The 12,363-nt window shown below is 41.5% G+C and carries 26 protein-coding genes; all 26 read right to left on the reverse strand.

Annotated elements, in window-relative coordinates:
* Positions 1-5: 5 nt before the first annotated feature.
* Positions 6-647: a 30S ribosomal protein S4 gene (gene rpsD, locus ACZBKJ_RS01720; RefSeq protein WP_463199193.1), complete on the reverse strand. Its 642-nt coding sequence runs from the start codon at positions 645-647 to the stop codon at positions 6-8.
* Positions 648-659: 12 nt separating this feature from the next.
* Positions 660-1,052, reverse strand: coding sequence for a 30S ribosomal protein S11 (gene rpsK / locus ACZBKJ_RS01725; protein ID WP_036364258.1), 393 nt, complete (start codon positions 1,050-1,052; stop codon positions 660-662).
* A gap of 19 nt (positions 1,053-1,071) precedes the next feature.
* Positions 1,072-1,428, reverse strand: coding sequence for a 30S ribosomal protein S13 (gene rpsM / locus ACZBKJ_RS01730; RefSeq protein ID WP_463199194.1), 357 nt, complete (start codon positions 1,426-1,428; stop codon positions 1,072-1,074).
* A 132-nt stretch (positions 1,429-1,560) separates the two neighbouring features.
* Complete coding sequence (rpmJ, locus tag ACZBKJ_RS01735) at positions 1,561-1,677, reverse strand: 50S ribosomal protein L36 (RefSeq protein WP_463199195.1); 117 nt, start codon at positions 1,675-1,677, stop codon at positions 1,561-1,563.
* Between the two features lie 22 nt (positions 1,678-1,699).
* Positions 1,700-3,028 carry a preprotein translocase subunit SecY gene (gene secY / locus ACZBKJ_RS01740; protein WP_463199196.1) on the reverse strand — a complete coding sequence of 443 codons (1,329 nt, stop codon included), beginning with the start codon at positions 3,026-3,028 and terminating at the stop codon, positions 1,700-1,702.
* Between the two features lie 4 nt (positions 3,029-3,032).
* Positions 3,033-3,473 (reverse strand): 50S ribosomal protein L15, encoded by a 441-nt coding sequence (rplO, locus tag ACZBKJ_RS01745; RefSeq protein ID WP_463199197.1) that lies wholly within the window; start codon positions 3,471-3,473, stop codon positions 3,033-3,035.
* A complete protein-coding gene (gene rpmD, locus ACZBKJ_RS01750) occupies positions 3,473-3,652 on the reverse strand; it encodes a 50S ribosomal protein L30 (protein WP_463199198.1) in 180 nt (59 codons plus the stop codon). The genes rplO and rpmD overlap by 1 nt, the downstream gene beginning before the upstream one ends.
* Positions 3,653-3,667: 15 nt before the next feature.
* Positions 3,668-4,165: a 30S ribosomal protein S5 gene (gene rpsE / locus ACZBKJ_RS01755; RefSeq protein ID WP_463199199.1), complete on the reverse strand. Its 498-nt coding sequence runs from the start codon at positions 4,163-4,165 to the stop codon at positions 3,668-3,670.
* Between the two features lie 2 nt (positions 4,166-4,167).
* A complete protein-coding gene (gene rplR / locus ACZBKJ_RS01760) occupies positions 4,168-4,518 on the reverse strand; it encodes a 50S ribosomal protein L18 (protein WP_463199200.1) in 351 nt (116 codons plus the stop codon).
* 15 nt (positions 4,519-4,533) lie between these two features.
* Entirely contained in the window at positions 4,534-5,067 is a 534-nt protein-coding gene (rplF, locus tag ACZBKJ_RS01765; protein WP_463199201.1) for a 50S ribosomal protein L6, read from the reverse strand.
* A gap of 128 nt (positions 5,068-5,195) precedes the next feature.
* The gene (gene rpsH, locus ACZBKJ_RS01770) at positions 5,196-5,594 is read right to left on the reverse strand and encodes a 30S ribosomal protein S8 (protein ID WP_463199202.1); all 399 of its coding nucleotides are present in this window, start codon (positions 5,592-5,594) and stop codon (positions 5,196-5,198) included.
* 12 nt (positions 5,595-5,606) lie between these two features.
* Entirely contained in the window at positions 5,607-5,912 is a 306-nt protein-coding gene (gene rpsN / locus ACZBKJ_RS01775) for a 30S ribosomal protein S14 (protein ID WP_463199203.1), read from the reverse strand.
* Between the two features lie 11 nt (positions 5,913-5,923).
* Complete coding sequence (rplE, locus tag ACZBKJ_RS01780) at positions 5,924-6,460, reverse strand: 50S ribosomal protein L5 (protein ID WP_463199204.1); 537 nt, start codon at positions 6,458-6,460, stop codon at positions 5,924-5,926.
* A 21-nt stretch (positions 6,461-6,481) separates the two neighbouring features.
* Positions 6,482-6,799, reverse strand: coding sequence for a 50S ribosomal protein L24 (gene rplX / locus ACZBKJ_RS01785; RefSeq protein ID WP_463199205.1), 318 nt, complete (start codon positions 6,797-6,799; stop codon positions 6,482-6,484).
* A 20-nt stretch (positions 6,800-6,819) separates the two neighbouring features.
* Positions 6,820-7,188, reverse strand: a complete 369-nt coding sequence (gene rplN, locus ACZBKJ_RS01790) for a 50S ribosomal protein L14 (RefSeq protein WP_463199206.1) — start codon at positions 7,186-7,188, stop codon at positions 6,820-6,822.
* Between the two features lie 123 nt (positions 7,189-7,311).
* Complete coding sequence (gene rpsQ / locus ACZBKJ_RS01795) at positions 7,312-7,584, reverse strand: 30S ribosomal protein S17 (protein WP_463199207.1); 273 nt, start codon at positions 7,582-7,584, stop codon at positions 7,312-7,314.
* Positions 7,581-7,778 (reverse strand): 50S ribosomal protein L29, encoded by a 198-nt coding sequence (gene rpmC, locus ACZBKJ_RS01800; protein ID WP_463199208.1) that lies wholly within the window; start codon positions 7,776-7,778, stop codon positions 7,581-7,583. The genes rpsQ and rpmC overlap by 4 nt, the downstream gene beginning before the upstream one ends.
* Positions 7,778-8,191 (reverse strand): 50S ribosomal protein L16, encoded by a 414-nt coding sequence (gene rplP, locus ACZBKJ_RS01805; protein WP_463199209.1) that lies wholly within the window; start codon positions 8,189-8,191, stop codon positions 7,778-7,780. The genes rpmC and rplP overlap by 1 nt, the downstream gene beginning before the upstream one ends.
* Positions 8,192-8,194: 3 nt before the next feature.
* Positions 8,195-8,920 carry a 30S ribosomal protein S3 gene (rpsC, locus tag ACZBKJ_RS01810; protein ID WP_463199210.1) on the reverse strand — a complete coding sequence of 242 codons (726 nt, stop codon included), beginning with the start codon at positions 8,918-8,920 and terminating at the stop codon, positions 8,195-8,197.
* 2 nt (positions 8,921-8,922) lie between these two features.
* Positions 8,923-9,252 carry a 50S ribosomal protein L22 gene (gene rplV / locus ACZBKJ_RS01815; protein ID WP_463199211.1) on the reverse strand — a complete coding sequence of 110 codons (330 nt, stop codon included), beginning with the start codon at positions 9,250-9,252 and terminating at the stop codon, positions 8,923-8,925.
* A 9-nt stretch (positions 9,253-9,261) separates the two neighbouring features.
* Positions 9,262-9,537, reverse strand: a complete 276-nt coding sequence (rpsS, locus tag ACZBKJ_RS01820) for a 30S ribosomal protein S19 (protein ID WP_463199212.1) — start codon at positions 9,535-9,537, stop codon at positions 9,262-9,264.
* A 10-nt stretch (positions 9,538-9,547) separates the two neighbouring features.
* Positions 9,548-10,375 carry a 50S ribosomal protein L2 gene (rplB, locus tag ACZBKJ_RS01825; protein WP_463199213.1) on the reverse strand — a complete coding sequence of 276 codons (828 nt, stop codon included), beginning with the start codon at positions 10,373-10,375 and terminating at the stop codon, positions 9,548-9,550.
* A gap of 11 nt (positions 10,376-10,386) precedes the next feature.
* Positions 10,387-10,716 carry a 50S ribosomal protein L23 gene (gene rplW, locus ACZBKJ_RS01830; RefSeq protein ID WP_463199214.1) on the reverse strand — a complete coding sequence of 110 codons (330 nt, stop codon included), beginning with the start codon at positions 10,714-10,716 and terminating at the stop codon, positions 10,387-10,389.
* Complete coding sequence (gene rplD, locus ACZBKJ_RS01835) at positions 10,713-11,315, reverse strand: 50S ribosomal protein L4 (RefSeq protein ID WP_463199215.1); 603 nt, start codon at positions 11,313-11,315, stop codon at positions 10,713-10,715. Before rplD ends, rplW begins: the two co-directional genes overlap by 4 nt.
* 14 nt (positions 11,316-11,329) lie before the next feature.
* Positions 11,330-11,968 (reverse strand): 50S ribosomal protein L3, encoded by a 639-nt coding sequence (gene rplC, locus ACZBKJ_RS01840; protein ID WP_463199216.1) that lies wholly within the window; start codon positions 11,966-11,968, stop codon positions 11,330-11,332.
* A gap of 46 nt (positions 11,969-12,014) precedes the next feature.
* Positions 12,015-12,326 carry a 30S ribosomal protein S10 gene (rpsJ, locus tag ACZBKJ_RS01845; RefSeq protein WP_003656991.1) on the reverse strand — a complete coding sequence of 104 codons (312 nt, stop codon included), beginning with the start codon at positions 12,324-12,326 and terminating at the stop codon, positions 12,015-12,017.
* Positions 12,327-12,363 lie beyond the last annotated feature (37 nt).

The following is a 12,363-nucleotide window of genomic DNA, read 5'->3' on the forward strand; positions in this document are numbered from 1 at the left end:
AATAATTATTTAGAGTATAGCTCAACAATCAAGTTTTCATTGATTTCAGCAGGTAATTCACTACGCTCTGGTGCAGTTTTGAAAGTACCTTGTAATTTGCTATGGTCAACTTCAAGCCATTCTGGAATACCACGTTGAGTCGCCAACTCAACCGCATTTTTGATGCGCAGTTGCTCTTTTGACTTTTCATGCACAGCAATTACATCGCCATCTTGCACTTGAATTGATGGGATATTAACGCGCACAAACTCATCACGACCTGCTTTTTTTAGCAAAATAGCACGATGGCTAACTAATTGACGCGCCTCTGCACGAGTTGCACCAAACCCCATACGATATACAACATTATCCAAACGGCGTTCTAGCATCACTAACAAGTTTTCACCTGTTGCGCCACGCATGCGTGCTGCTTCTTTATAATAATTTGAGAATTGACGCTCAAGTACACCATACATACGTTTTACTTTTTGCTTTTCACGAAGCTGTGAAGCATATTCAGACGCTTTATTTTGGCTATTGCCATGCTGACCAGGTACACGACCTGCTTTTTTTGTCTTAACATCATAAGGTTTAACACCTGACTTTAACTGCAAGTCAGTACCTTCACGACGTGACAATTTTAATTTTGGACCAATATAACGGGCCATGTGTCTTTCTCCTTAAACTCGACGTTTTTTAGGTGGGCGGCAACCGTTGTGTGGAATTGGGGTTACGTCACTGATGCTGTTAATTTTATAACCCAATGCACCTAATGCTCTAACCGCAGACTCACGACCTGGTCCTGGACCTTTAACCAAGACATCAACATTTTTTACACCATAGGTTTCCTGAGCAGCTTTACCAGCAACTTCAGCAGCAACCTGCGCAGCAAATGGTGTTGATTTACGTGAACCACGGAAGCCTTGTCCACCTGATGTGGCCCAAGCCAATGCATTACCTTGACGATCAGTGATCGTTACAATGGTGTTATTAAAAGACGCATGAATGTGGGCGATACCTTCAGATACCGAGCGACGAGCCACTTTTTTGCGGCTACGAGTGTCTTTTGCCATCTTTTAGCTTCCTAAGTTGTTACTTTTTAATTGCTTTGCGTGGACCTTTGCGGGTACGCGCATTTGTTTTTGTACGTTGACCATTAACAGGCAAACCACGACGGTGACGAAGACCACGGTAGCAACCTAAATCAACTAAACGCTTAATATTCATTGAAATTTCACGACGAAGGTCACCCTCTGTAGTGTAATTTGCAACTTCTGCACGGACAGCATCTAACTGCACATCATCTAACTGACCAATTTTAGTGGTTTCTTGAATTCCTACTGCAGCCAAGATTTGTTTAGCAGTAGTACGACCAATACCAAAAATATAAGTCAATGAAATAACAGCATGCTTGTTATCCGGAATATTTACACCGGCAATACGAGCCATTAACTTTCTCCATTATGATGCAAGCACAAAGTTATGCTTGCCCAAACTCACTCTACTACCAAGAAGGTAGCACGGCAAGTAGCGGATAATACAACACCCGCTACTAAATTTCAAGTATTAATTTAAAAAAAATTAACCTTGACGTTGTTTATGACGTGGTTCTGAACTGCAAATTACTAAAACTTTGCCTTTACGGCGAACAATTTTGCAACTACCACAAATTCTTTTGACTGATGCTTGAACTTTCATTTCATGCTCCTACTGATGATCATTATTGCGATGATTTAATTAGTTTTTGGTCGTGATATTGGTGTGTCATAAGATGAGCCTGAACCTGTGCAATAAAATCCATCAACACCACAACAGTGATTAATAGAGATGTGCCACCCAACGGAATATGCACATGAAATGATGACTGCATAATCATAGGCATTAAACAAATCACTGTCATGTACATCGCTCCAATAAAGGTTAGGCGATTCAAGACGAAATCCAAATATCTTTTAGTTTGTTGCCCTGGGCGAATACCTGGAATGTAGGCGCCACTACGCTTTAAATTTTCTGCCACTTCTTTTGGATTGAACATCAAAGCGGTATAGAAATAACAGAAAAATATAATCAGAACAGAAAAAATCAACAAATACAAAGGATTTCCCGGATGCAGTGCCAAAGAAATATTTTGTAACACCGTCTGAAATGCTGTTGGATTTGCATTTGAACCAGCCCATTGCCCTAAACTTGCTGGCAACATTAATAAGGAACTGGCAAAAATTGCAGGTATTACTCCCGCCATATTCAACTTTAAAGGTAAATGAGACTGCTGTTGTGCGTAGACCTTACGTCCTTCTTGTTGTTTTTGAGCGTAATTAACTGGAATACGGCGCTGTGCGCGCTCTACAAAAACGATTGCTGCAGTTACAGCGATACCTAAAACGATAAAAATTGGCACTACTAACGGATTATCAAGTCTACTAGAAGCTGCTGAAATCATAGTTGGCATACTGGCAATAATGCTAGCAAAAATTAGCATTGAAATACCATTACCAATGCCTCTTTCCGTAATTTGCTCACCAAGCCACATCAAGAACATTGAACCAGCAACCAAAGAAGTTACAGCGGGCAAATAAAACTGCAAGCCGGTTGTCAAGGTCATACCTTGCACGATAAGTCCCGTAGACATAGCAATCGCTTCCACAAAAGCTAATGCCAAAGTACCTTGACGTGTGTATTTGCTTAGAGTACGTCTACCTGCCTCACCTTCTTTCTTTAAAGCCTCTAGAGAAGGTATAACTACTGACATCATCTGCACAACAATAGATGCCGAAATATAAGGCATAATCCCCAATGCCATAATTGACATACGTTCTAAGGCGCCACCAGAAAAAACATTAAACATTCCTAAAAAGGGATTGTTTTCTGGATTAAAAAAGTCTGCTAATGCAACAGGGTTTATGCCAGGTACAGGTATATGAGAACCCAAACGATAAACAATCAACGCTCCAATCAAAAATAACATGCGATTCCAAAGCTCATCATATTTTCTTATAAAAGCAATGGGATTTAGTGAAAGATTAGAATTTGTCGTTGATTGTTTTGACACGATTTTACTCCTCGACGCTACCACCAGCAGCTTCGATAGCTTGTTTAGCACCTCTAGTCACTTTAACACCTTTAAAAGTTAAAGCACGGGTAATTTCGCCAGACAAAATAATACGGGCGCGCTTCATATCGCCACGAATAATATTGGCAGATTTTAAGGTTTCTAAACTAACAACATCGCCTTCCACCTTATTTAGTTCAGAAAGACGTACTTCAGCTGTAACCATTGCTAATTTACTAGTAAAACCAAACTTTGGTAAGCGACGGTAAATTGGCATTTGACCGCCTTCAAAACCTGCTGGAATACTAGATCCAGAACGTGAGGTTTGACCCTTGATACCACGACCACCAGTCTTACCAAGACCTGAGCCAATGCCGCGACCACGACGTTGAGCAACCTTTTTTGCACCTAAAGCTGGTGCCAGTTCGTTTAATTTAAGACCCATTAGGCTTCCTCCACTTTAACCAAGTAGTTAACACGATTCACCATGCCACGAGTAGATGGAGAGTCTTCAACCTCAACAGTATGACCAATGCGACGTAGTCCCAAACCTTTTAAGCAAGCTTTATGGCTTGCTAAGCGATGGGCACTTGATTTAACTTGAGTAACTTTTATTTTCTTCATTACAACCCACCTAAATTAACCCAAAATTTCTTCAACAGACTTACCACGTTTTTGAGCGATAAATTCTGGAGAAACCATGTCACGCAAGCCTTTAAATGTTGCTTGCACCACATTTGCAGCATTGGTTGAGCCATAACATTTTGCTAATACATTTTGTACACCAGCCACTTCTAACACTGCACGCATTGCACCGCCGGCAATAACACCAGTACCTTCAGAAGCGGGTTGCATATATACTTTTGAAGCACCATGACGAGCATTAATGGGATGCTGTAGAGTATGTCCAGCCAATTCCACCTTAATCATATTGCGCTTTGCTGCTTCCAATGCTTTTTGAATTGCAGCCGGCACTTCACGAGCCTTACCGCGACCAAAACCAACACGACCATTACCATCACCTACAACGGTAAGTGCAGTAAAAGAAAAAATGCGACCACCTTTAACAACTTTTGCCACGCGGTCAACAGCGACTAAACGCTCTACCAAACCGTCAGTTTGTTCAACTTTTGCCATGATTAGAACTCCAATCCATTTTCGCGCGCAGCGTCAGCCAAAGCTTTAACGCGGCCATGATATTTAAAACCACTACGATCAAAAGCAACTTTAGTAATACCAGCTGCTTTTGCACGCTCAGCAATCAAAGCGCCCACTGCTTTTGCAGCTTCAACATTACCTGTCACACCTGAACGCAAACTCGCATCAAGAGTGGATGCTTGGGCAACCACGACACCACCAGTGGGTGAAATAACTTGTGCATAGATATGGCGCGGAGTACGCGTTACAGTCAAACGATTTACACCCAATTGACGAATATGGGCACGGGTCTTCTTAGCTCGACGAAGACGAGCTGCTTTTTTATCGAACATTTTTGCTCACCTTACTTATTTCTTCTTAGCTTCTTTACGCAGAACCACTTCATCACTATAACGAACACCTTTACCTTTATAAGGCTCTGGAGAACGGAAGGCGCGAATATCGGCTGCTGCTTGACCCAATTTTTGTTTATCACTTGATTTCAAAACGATTTCAGTTTGACTTGGGCTTTCAGCAGTTACACCTTCAGGCAATACATATTCGATTGGATGCGAATAACCTAAACTCAAATTTACTTTATTGCCAGCAACTTGAGCACGATAACCAACACCAACTAACTGAAGGCGACGCTCAAAGCCATTAGTAACACCATTGACCATATTATTTAATAATGCACGAATTGTACCAGTGTGCATCCAAGCTTCCTTTGTATCTTTCACAGGAGCAAGGGTAACAGTATTTTCTTCTTGTTTAAGCTCGACCAATTCATGCAGGTGTAAAGACAAAGAACCATTTTTGCCTTTAACTTCTACCTGCCGATCGTTCAAAGTAACGCTGGTACCAGCTGGCAACGTTACTGGGGCTTTAGCCACACGAGACATAGAAATTTCCTTTAATTCAAAATACCATCAAATACTTGACGGCAAGAAAAAACTAACAGATTATAGAACCTGTTAGTTTACCACATTTAAATTTGAAAGTAAATCCAAAATTAAACTACAATAATATTTTAAGCAACCAATGCAATAACTTCACCGCCAACACCTAAAGAACGTGCTTCACGGTCGCTCATAATACCTTTACTGGTAGAGATTATAGCTACACCCAAACCTCTTTTAACGCTTGGCAATTCATCTTTTGAACGATATTGACGAAGTCCAGGACGGCTAAAGCGTTTCAGTTCTTCAATAACGCCTTTACCCTGATAGTATTTTAACTCAATGGTTAAAACCTTTTTACCATTTTCAATATCATCAACCTGTGCACTGGTCAGGTATCCTTCTGCAACTAACAAATCAGCAATTGATTTGCGCAGTTTAGATGCAGGCATTGATACAGTTGGTTTATTTCTTGATTGGGCATTGCGGATACGGGTCAGCATATCAGCAACAGGATCTTGCATACTCATAGCCTTAACTCCTTACCAGCTTGCTTTACGAACACCAGGCACATCGCCTTGCATTACACGTTCACGTAATTTATTACGTGAAAGACCAAATTTACGGAAGTAACCATGTGGACGACCTGTCAAACCACAGCGATTACGCAAACGTACTGGAGATGAATTACGTGGCAAAGCTTGTAAAGCCAACATCGCATCTAGACGCTCTTCATCAGTTGCACTGCTATTACTAATCACTTCCTTTAGCTTTGCACGCTTTTCGGCGTACTTAGCAACCATCTTTTCGCGTTTCAACTCGCGATTAACCATGCTTTTTTTAGCCATAACGTTTTACCTTATCTGAATGGGAAGCCAAATGCCTTTAATAGAGCACGACCCTGATCGTCATTTGCTGCCGTAGTTGTAATAGTAATATCTAAACCACGAATACGATCAATTTTATCAAAGTCCACTTCAGGAAAAACAATCTGCTCTTTGATGCCAAGTGAATAATTGCCACGTCCATCAAAAGCCTTAGCTGAAAAACCACGGAAATCACGAATACGTGGAATCGCAATAGAGATTAATCGATCTAAAAATTCGTACATTTGCTCGCCACGAAGTGTAACTTTACAACCAATTGGCCATTCTTCACGAATTTTGAAACCAGCAACAGATTTACGAGCTTTTGTTACAACAGGCTTTTGACCTGCAATTACAGTCATATCTGCAAGCGCACCTTCCAATAACTTTTTATCTTGTGCTGCACCACCCACACCCATATTTAAAGTGATTTTGGTGATTTTTGGTACTTGCATGACGTTTTCCAAGCCAAGCTCGTCTTTGATTTTTTGCTTTAGCTGGTCATTGTATAATGATTTTAATCTTGCCATTAGTGAATTACCCTTTATAAATTACGCAGTCGCCACTACTTCACCAGTAGAACGATAGATGCGCACTTTTTTGCCATCTGCATTCACCTGGTAAGCAATACGGTCTGCTTTTTGGGTTGTTGCATTATAAATTGTAACATTTGAAATATGTAAAAATGCTTCTTGCTTAATAATGCCGCCCTCTTTACCCAACATTTGATTAGGTTTTTGATGTTTGGTTACAATATTAATACCTTCCACTTTTACACGGTCTGCTTTAACCGCCAAAATTGTGCCTTGCTTGCCTTTGTCTTTGCCAGCAATCACAACCACGGTATCGCCTTTGCGTAACTTTGCCATAAGATGCCTCTAAAAAAAGGTTACAGTACTTCTGGTGCAAGTGAAACAATTTTCATAAATTGTTCAGTACGTAATTCACGGGTTACTGGCCCAAAAATACGTGTTGCAATCGGTGCTTTGTTGTTGTTTAGAATAACTGCTGCATTGTCATCAAAACGCAATACAGAACCATCGGGACGACGTACGCCTTTTTTGGTACGTACTACAACGGCATTCATTACATCGCCTTTTTTAACACGACCACGAGGAATGGCTTCTTTAACAGTTACTTTGATAATATCACCAACAGACGCATAGCGACGATGAGACCCGCCCAATACCTTGATGCATTGTACACGTCTTGCACCACTATTATCTGCAACTTCCAGCATTGTTTCAGTCTGAATCATCGCATTAACTCCATAATAATTTTAAGCAGTAAAAACCACTTGCTGCTAAATCTCGTAAATCCAATAAATGGATAATTTAAAGGATGCACATTATACTAGCAAATGGCTTTTAATGCAAATAACTTAAATTTTTACTGCAGTCTCAATCACATCCACCAAAGTCCAAGATTTGGTCTTTGAAATAGGACGAGTTTCTTTGATACGTACGATATCGCCTTCTTGACAAACATTATTCTCGTCATGAGCTTTTAGTTTGGTTGAGCGGCGAACTTGCTTGCCATACATTGGGTGGCGAATTTGGCGTTCAACCAACACTACAATGGACTTATCCATCTTGTTGCTGATTACTTTGCCAGTTACGACGCCAACTTCTTGAGTTTGGATATTCTCGCTCATGCATCGCCTCTTTGTTTTTCATTAATTAAAGTCAAAATCTTAGCAATCGTACGACGATTGGCTTTGACTTCATGAGTATTACCTAGCTGACCTGTTACTTTTGCCATACGCAGACGAAACGCATCTAACTGTTTTTCATCAAGCAATTGAGCCAACTCTTCTACAGATTTATCACGCAATTCGCTGGTTTTCATTACATAACCGTCCGTTTAACAATTGTGGTTTTGAAAGGAAGTTTGGCTGAAGCTAGTGTTAAAGCCTCACGAGCAAGCTCCTCGCTAACACCCTGAATTTCATAAAGCATTTTTCCAGGCTTGATTTCAGCAACCCAATATTCAACAGGACCTTTACCTTTACCCATACGAACTTCTAAGGGTTTTTCGGTAATTGGCTTGTCTGGGAAAACACGAATCCAAATTTTACCACCACGTTTAATGCGACGAGCAATAGTACGACGGGCCGCTTCAATTTGGCGAGCAGTCATACGACCACGACCAATAGATTTTAGACCAATTTCACCAAAGGCAACTGTGCTACCACGTTGGGCAAGACCTGTGTTACGTCCTTTGTGCATTTTGCGAAACTTGGTGCGTTTTGGTTGTAACATAGCTTAACCTCTGTCTGAATTACGGCGACCGTTATTGCGACCACGACGCTTAGGTGCACGAGTCTTATCTTCGGTTACCGGATTATAAACACTATTCATGCCATCTAGAATTTCACCACGGAAAATCCAAACTTTAACACCAATAGTACCATATGTGGTTTCTGCACGAACTTCTGAATAATCAATATCGGCACGCAAGGTATGCAATGGCACACGACCTTCACGATACCATTCTGTGCGAGCAATTTCAGCACCACCCAAACGACCTGATAATTCAACTTTAATGCCTTGAGCGCCAGCACGCATACTGTTTTGAACTGCACGCTTCATAGCGCGACGGAACATAACACGGCGCTCAAGCTGGCTTGCGATACCAACAGCAACCAAGCGAGCATCTAAATCAGGTTGGGTAATTTCTTGAATATTAACCTGAGCAGGAACGCCCATCAATTTGGTTAACTCTTTTTGCAAGGCTTCGATGTCGGCACCTTGCTTACCAATAATCACGCCGGGACGGGCACTATGGATAGTGATTTTAGCAGCACCTGTTGGACGCTCAATACTGATATTACTTACCATAGCTTCTTTTAATTTATTGCGCAAAAAATCACGCACTTTAAAATCATTTAGTAAGTAGTCTTTATACTGCTTTGGATTGGCATACCAGTTAGCATTATGCTTTTTAATTACGCCCAAACGGATGCCAATTGGATGTACTTTTTGACCCATAATTATTCCCCTACCTTAACAGTGATATGACAAGTGCGCTTGCTGATTCGGTCAGCACGACCCTTGGCACGGGGCATAATACGCTTCAATGTGATACCTTCATCTACATAGATGGTAGAAACACGTAGCTTATCAATGTCTAAACCATTGTTATGTTCTGCATTTGCAATAGCAGACTGTAGGCATTTCTTAACTAATTTAGCACCTTTTTTATTGCTAAACGTCAAAATATCTAAAGCGCGCTCGATTGGCTTACCACGAACTTCGTCCGCAACCAATCTTACTTTTTGTGCCGAAATAGCGGCACCACGTAATTTTGCAGTTACTTCCATGGTAGTACCTTATCTCTTAGATTTCTTATCAACGCCATGACCGCGATAACTGCGAGTCGGAGCGAATTCACCTAGTTTATGACCAACCATTTGTTCGCTAACTATCACAGGCACGTGAGTACGACCATTATGGACAGAGATGGTTAGCCCTACCATTTGTGGCAAAATCATTGAGCGACGAGACCAAGTTTTAATTGGTTTGCGACTATTGGTTTCAAGAGCATTTTCAACCTTAGCCCACAAATGCGCATCAATGAACGGACCTTTTTTCAATGAACGAGGCATGAATTATTCCTTATTTCTTGGCGCGACGGCGACGGATAATCATACTGTCAGTACGCTTATTAGAACGAGTCTTCAGACCCTTAGCTTTCTGACCCCAAGGACTGGTAGGATGTTTACCAAAGTTACGTCCCTCACCACCACCATGTGGGTGATCAATTGGGTTCATTGCTGTACCACGAACAGTAGGACGAACACCACGCCAGCGTGCTGCACCAGCTTTACCTAGTGATTTTAGATTGTTTTCAGTATTTGATACTTCACCAATTACCGCACGGCAATTTGAATGAACGCGGCGAGTTTCACCTGAACGCAGACGAACAATCACATAAACACCATCACGGCCAAGTAATTGAACTGCAGCACCAGCAGAACGTGCAATCTGAGCACCTTTGCCAATTTTTAGTTCAATGTTATGAATAACGGTACCCACTGGGATATTTTTTAGGGGCAAACAGTTACCTGGACGAATTGGAGAGTTCTCACCTGATTGAACTTGGTCACCAACAGCTAATTTTTTTGGTGCAATGATATAACGACGCTCACCATCTGCATATTTCAATAACGCGATATGCGCTGTACGGTTTGGATCGTATTCAATACGCTCAACTACTGCTGGAATATTGTCTTTATTACGTTTAAAATCAACTAAACGATAATGCTGCTTGTGTCCACCACCAATATGACGAGTGGTAATACGGCCATTATTGTTACGACCACCAGTTTTTGCTTTTGATTCAACAAGTGGTGCATATGGACGACCTTTATATAGGTGTGGATGCACAACTTTCTCAACAAAGCGGCGACCTGGTGATGTAGGTTTTGCTTTTACGATAGGCATTTTTGTTATCCTTATTCGTTATTCGCTGTTTCACTAGTGACTTCTTCACCAGCACCGGTTTGTACGTCTGTACCTGTTTTTAAAGTAACATACGCTTTTTTAACGTCACTACGACGTCCAACTACACGACCAAAACGTTTTGTTTTGCCTTTAATATTTAATGTGTTTACTTTTACAACTTCAACACCTTCAAACATCAACTCAACAGCTTTTTTAATTTCACGTTTGGTGGCACTGCTATCTACTTTGAAAACTTGCACGCCAAGGGTATCCCCTAAACGTTGAGATTTTTCAGAAAAAACAGGGGCTTTTAGTACTTGATATAGTCTTGCGTTGCTCATGCAAGTGCCTCCTCAAATTGTTTGGCTGCTTCTACTGTCATGATGACTTTATCAAAAGAAACCAAGCTCACTGGGTCAACTTCGCGAGCACCTAACACATTCACATGTGGAATGTTACGTGCTGACAAATATAAGTTTTCATCAACTTCATGAGTAACAATCAATGCACGTGGAGCATTTAATTCAGCTAATTTTGCAATCAATTCTTTGGTTTTAGGCGCAGAAACACTGATATTATCAACTAATACCAAACGGTCTTGACGAACTAATTCAGCCAAAATGCACTGCATTGCGCCACGATACATTTTACGGTTTACTTTTTGCGACCAATCTTGTGGCTTAGCTGCAAAAGCACGACCACCACCGACCCAAATTGGTCCACGAATAGAGCCAGCGCGAGCGCGACCAGTACCTTTTTGACGCCATGGCTTTTTGCCACCGCCAGAAACTTCACCACGTGTTTTTTGGGCACGAGTACCTTGGCGTGCACCAGCTAGGTAAGCAGTTACCACTTGGTGTACTAAGGCTTCATTGAACACACGACCAAAGGTCACTTCTGAAAGTTCAACCGCCGTACCTGTAACAGTTTTTAAATTCACGTTAATCCCCTTTACTAGGCTTTGACTGACGGACGTACGATTACATCGCCACCGTTGGCACCTGGAAGTGCACCTTTGATGACTAGTAAACCTCGTTCAGTATCCACAGACACGATTTCAAGCCCCTGAACAGTAACACGTTTGTTACCCATTTGACCTGGCATCTTTTTGCCTTTAAATACTTTACCTGGTGTTTGGTTTTGACCTGTTGAACCAAGAACACGGTGTGATACTGAGTTACCATGAGAAGCATCTTGAGTACGGAAATTGTGACGCTTCACACCACCTTGGAAACCTTTACCTTTGCTTTGACCAGTCACATCAACCAACTGACCTACAGTAAATAAATCTGCCAAAATTTCTGCACCAACTTCACGACCTTCTAGGTCAGCTTCATCAGCACGAAATTCCCAAACACCTCTACCAGCGGCAACACCAGCTTTAGCAAAGTGTCCTTTTTGTGCAGCAGTTACACGGCTTTCACGACGCTCACCTGTGGTTACTTGGATTGCGTTATAACCATCGGTATCTACTGTTTTGATTTGTGAAATGCGGTTAGCTGTAACCTCAACTACTGTTACAGGAATAGATGCACCTGCTTCAGTAAAGATTCGGGTCATGCCGCATTTTTTACCGACTAAACCAATCGCCATTTTAGACCTCTTAACTTGTTAATCGTTTATATTAAACCAGCGTTCATTAGCCTAAGGCGATTTGAACATCAACACCAGCTGCCAAATCTAATTTCATCAAAGCATCTACTGTTTTATCAGTAGGTTGCACGATGTCAATCATGCGTTTATGGGTGCGAATTTCATACTGGTCACGAGCGTCTTTATTGACGTGTGGTGATGTCAATACGTTGAACCGCTCAATACGAGTCGGCAAGGGAACAGGTCCACAAACTTGTGCGCCTGTACGCTTTGCAGTATCGACAATCTCTTGTGCCGACTGATCAATCAGACGATGGTCGAAAGATTTTAGTCGGATACGGATTCTCTGGTTAGCCATGCCAACAAGCTCCTAATAAGTATTTTAACTTCCATCT

This window comes from Moraxella sp. I5G (genome assembly GCF_055193055.1).

Coding starts and splice junctions, on each gene's coding strand:
- rpsD (WP_463199193.1), bottom strand. CDS start 647: ATGGCCCGTTATATTGGTCCAAAATTAAAATTGTCACGTCGTGAAGGT.
- rpsK (WP_036364258.1), bottom strand. CDS start 1,052: ATGGCAAAAGACACTCGTAGCCGCAAAAAAGTGGCTCGTCGCTCGGTA.
- rpsM (WP_463199194.1), bottom strand. CDS start 1,428: ATGGCTCGTATTGCCGGTGTAAATATTCCGGATAACAAGCATGCTGTT.
- rpmJ (WP_463199195.1), bottom strand. CDS start 1,677: ATGAAAGTTCAAGCATCAGTCAAAAGAATTTGTGGTAGTTGCAAAATT.
- rplO (WP_463199197.1), bottom strand. CDS start 3,473: ATGGGTCTTAAATTAAACGAACTGGCACCAGCTTTAGGTGCAAAAAAG.
- rpmD (WP_463199198.1), bottom strand. CDS start 3,652: ATGAAGAAAATAAAAGTTACTCAAGTTAAATCAAGTGCCCATCGCTTA.
- rpsE (WP_463199199.1), bottom strand. CDS start 4,165: ATGGCAAAAGTTGAACAAACTGACGGTTTGGTAGAGCGTTTAGTCGCT.
- rplR (WP_463199200.1), bottom strand. CDS start 4,518: ATGTTCGATAAAAAAGCAGCTCGTCTTCGTCGAGCTAAGAAGACCCGT.
- rplF (WP_463199201.1), bottom strand. CDS start 5,067: ATGTCTCGTGTGGCTAAAGCCCCAGTAACGTTGCCAGCTGGTACCAGC.
- rpsH (WP_463199202.1), bottom strand. CDS start 5,594: ATGAGTATGCAAGATCCTGTTGCTGATATGCTGACCCGTATCCGCAAT.
- rpsN (WP_463199203.1), bottom strand. CDS start 5,912: ATGGCTAAAAAAAGCATGGTTAATCGCGAGTTGAAACGCGAAAAGATG.
- rplE (WP_463199204.1), bottom strand. CDS start 6,460: ATGGCAAGATTAAAATCATTATACAATGACCAGCTAAAGCAAAAAATC.
- rplX (WP_463199205.1), bottom strand. CDS start 6,799: ATGGCAAAGTTACGCAAAGGCGATACCGTGGTTGTGATTGCTGGCAAA.
- rplN (WP_463199206.1), bottom strand. CDS start 7,188: ATGATTCAGACTGAAACAATGCTGGAAGTTGCAGATAATAGTGGTGCA.
- rpsQ (WP_463199207.1), bottom strand. CDS start 7,584: ATGAGCGAGAATATCCAAACTCAAGAAGTTGGCGTCGTAACTGGCAAA.
- rpmC (WP_463199208.1), bottom strand. CDS start 7,778: ATGAAAACCAGCGAATTGCGTGATAAATCTGTAGAAGAGTTGGCTCAA.
- rplP (WP_463199209.1), bottom strand. CDS start 8,191: ATGTTACAACCAAAACGCACCAAGTTTCGCAAAATGCACAAAGGACGT.
- rpsC (WP_463199210.1), bottom strand. CDS start 8,920: ATGGGTCAAAAAGTACATCCAATTGGCATCCGTTTGGGCGTAATTAAA.
- rplV (WP_463199211.1), bottom strand. CDS start 9,252: ATGGAAGTAACTGCAAAATTACGTGGTGCCGCTATTTCGGCACAAAAA.
- rpsS (WP_463199212.1), bottom strand. CDS start 9,537: ATGCCTCGTTCATTGAAAAAAGGTCCGTTCATTGATGCGCATTTGTGG.
- rplB (WP_463199213.1), bottom strand. CDS start 10,375: ATGCCTATCGTAAAAGCAAAACCTACATCACCAGGTCGCCGCTTTGTT.
- rplW (WP_463199214.1), bottom strand. CDS start 10,716: ATGAGCAACGCAAGACTATATCAAGTACTAAAAGCCCCTGTTTTTTCT.
- rplC (WP_463199216.1), bottom strand. CDS start 11,968: ATGGCGATTGGTTTAGTCGGTAAAAAATGCGGCATGACCCGAATCTTT.
- rpsJ (WP_003656991.1), bottom strand. CDS start 12,326: ATGGCTAACCAGAGAATCCGTATCCGACTAAAATCTTTCGACCATCGT.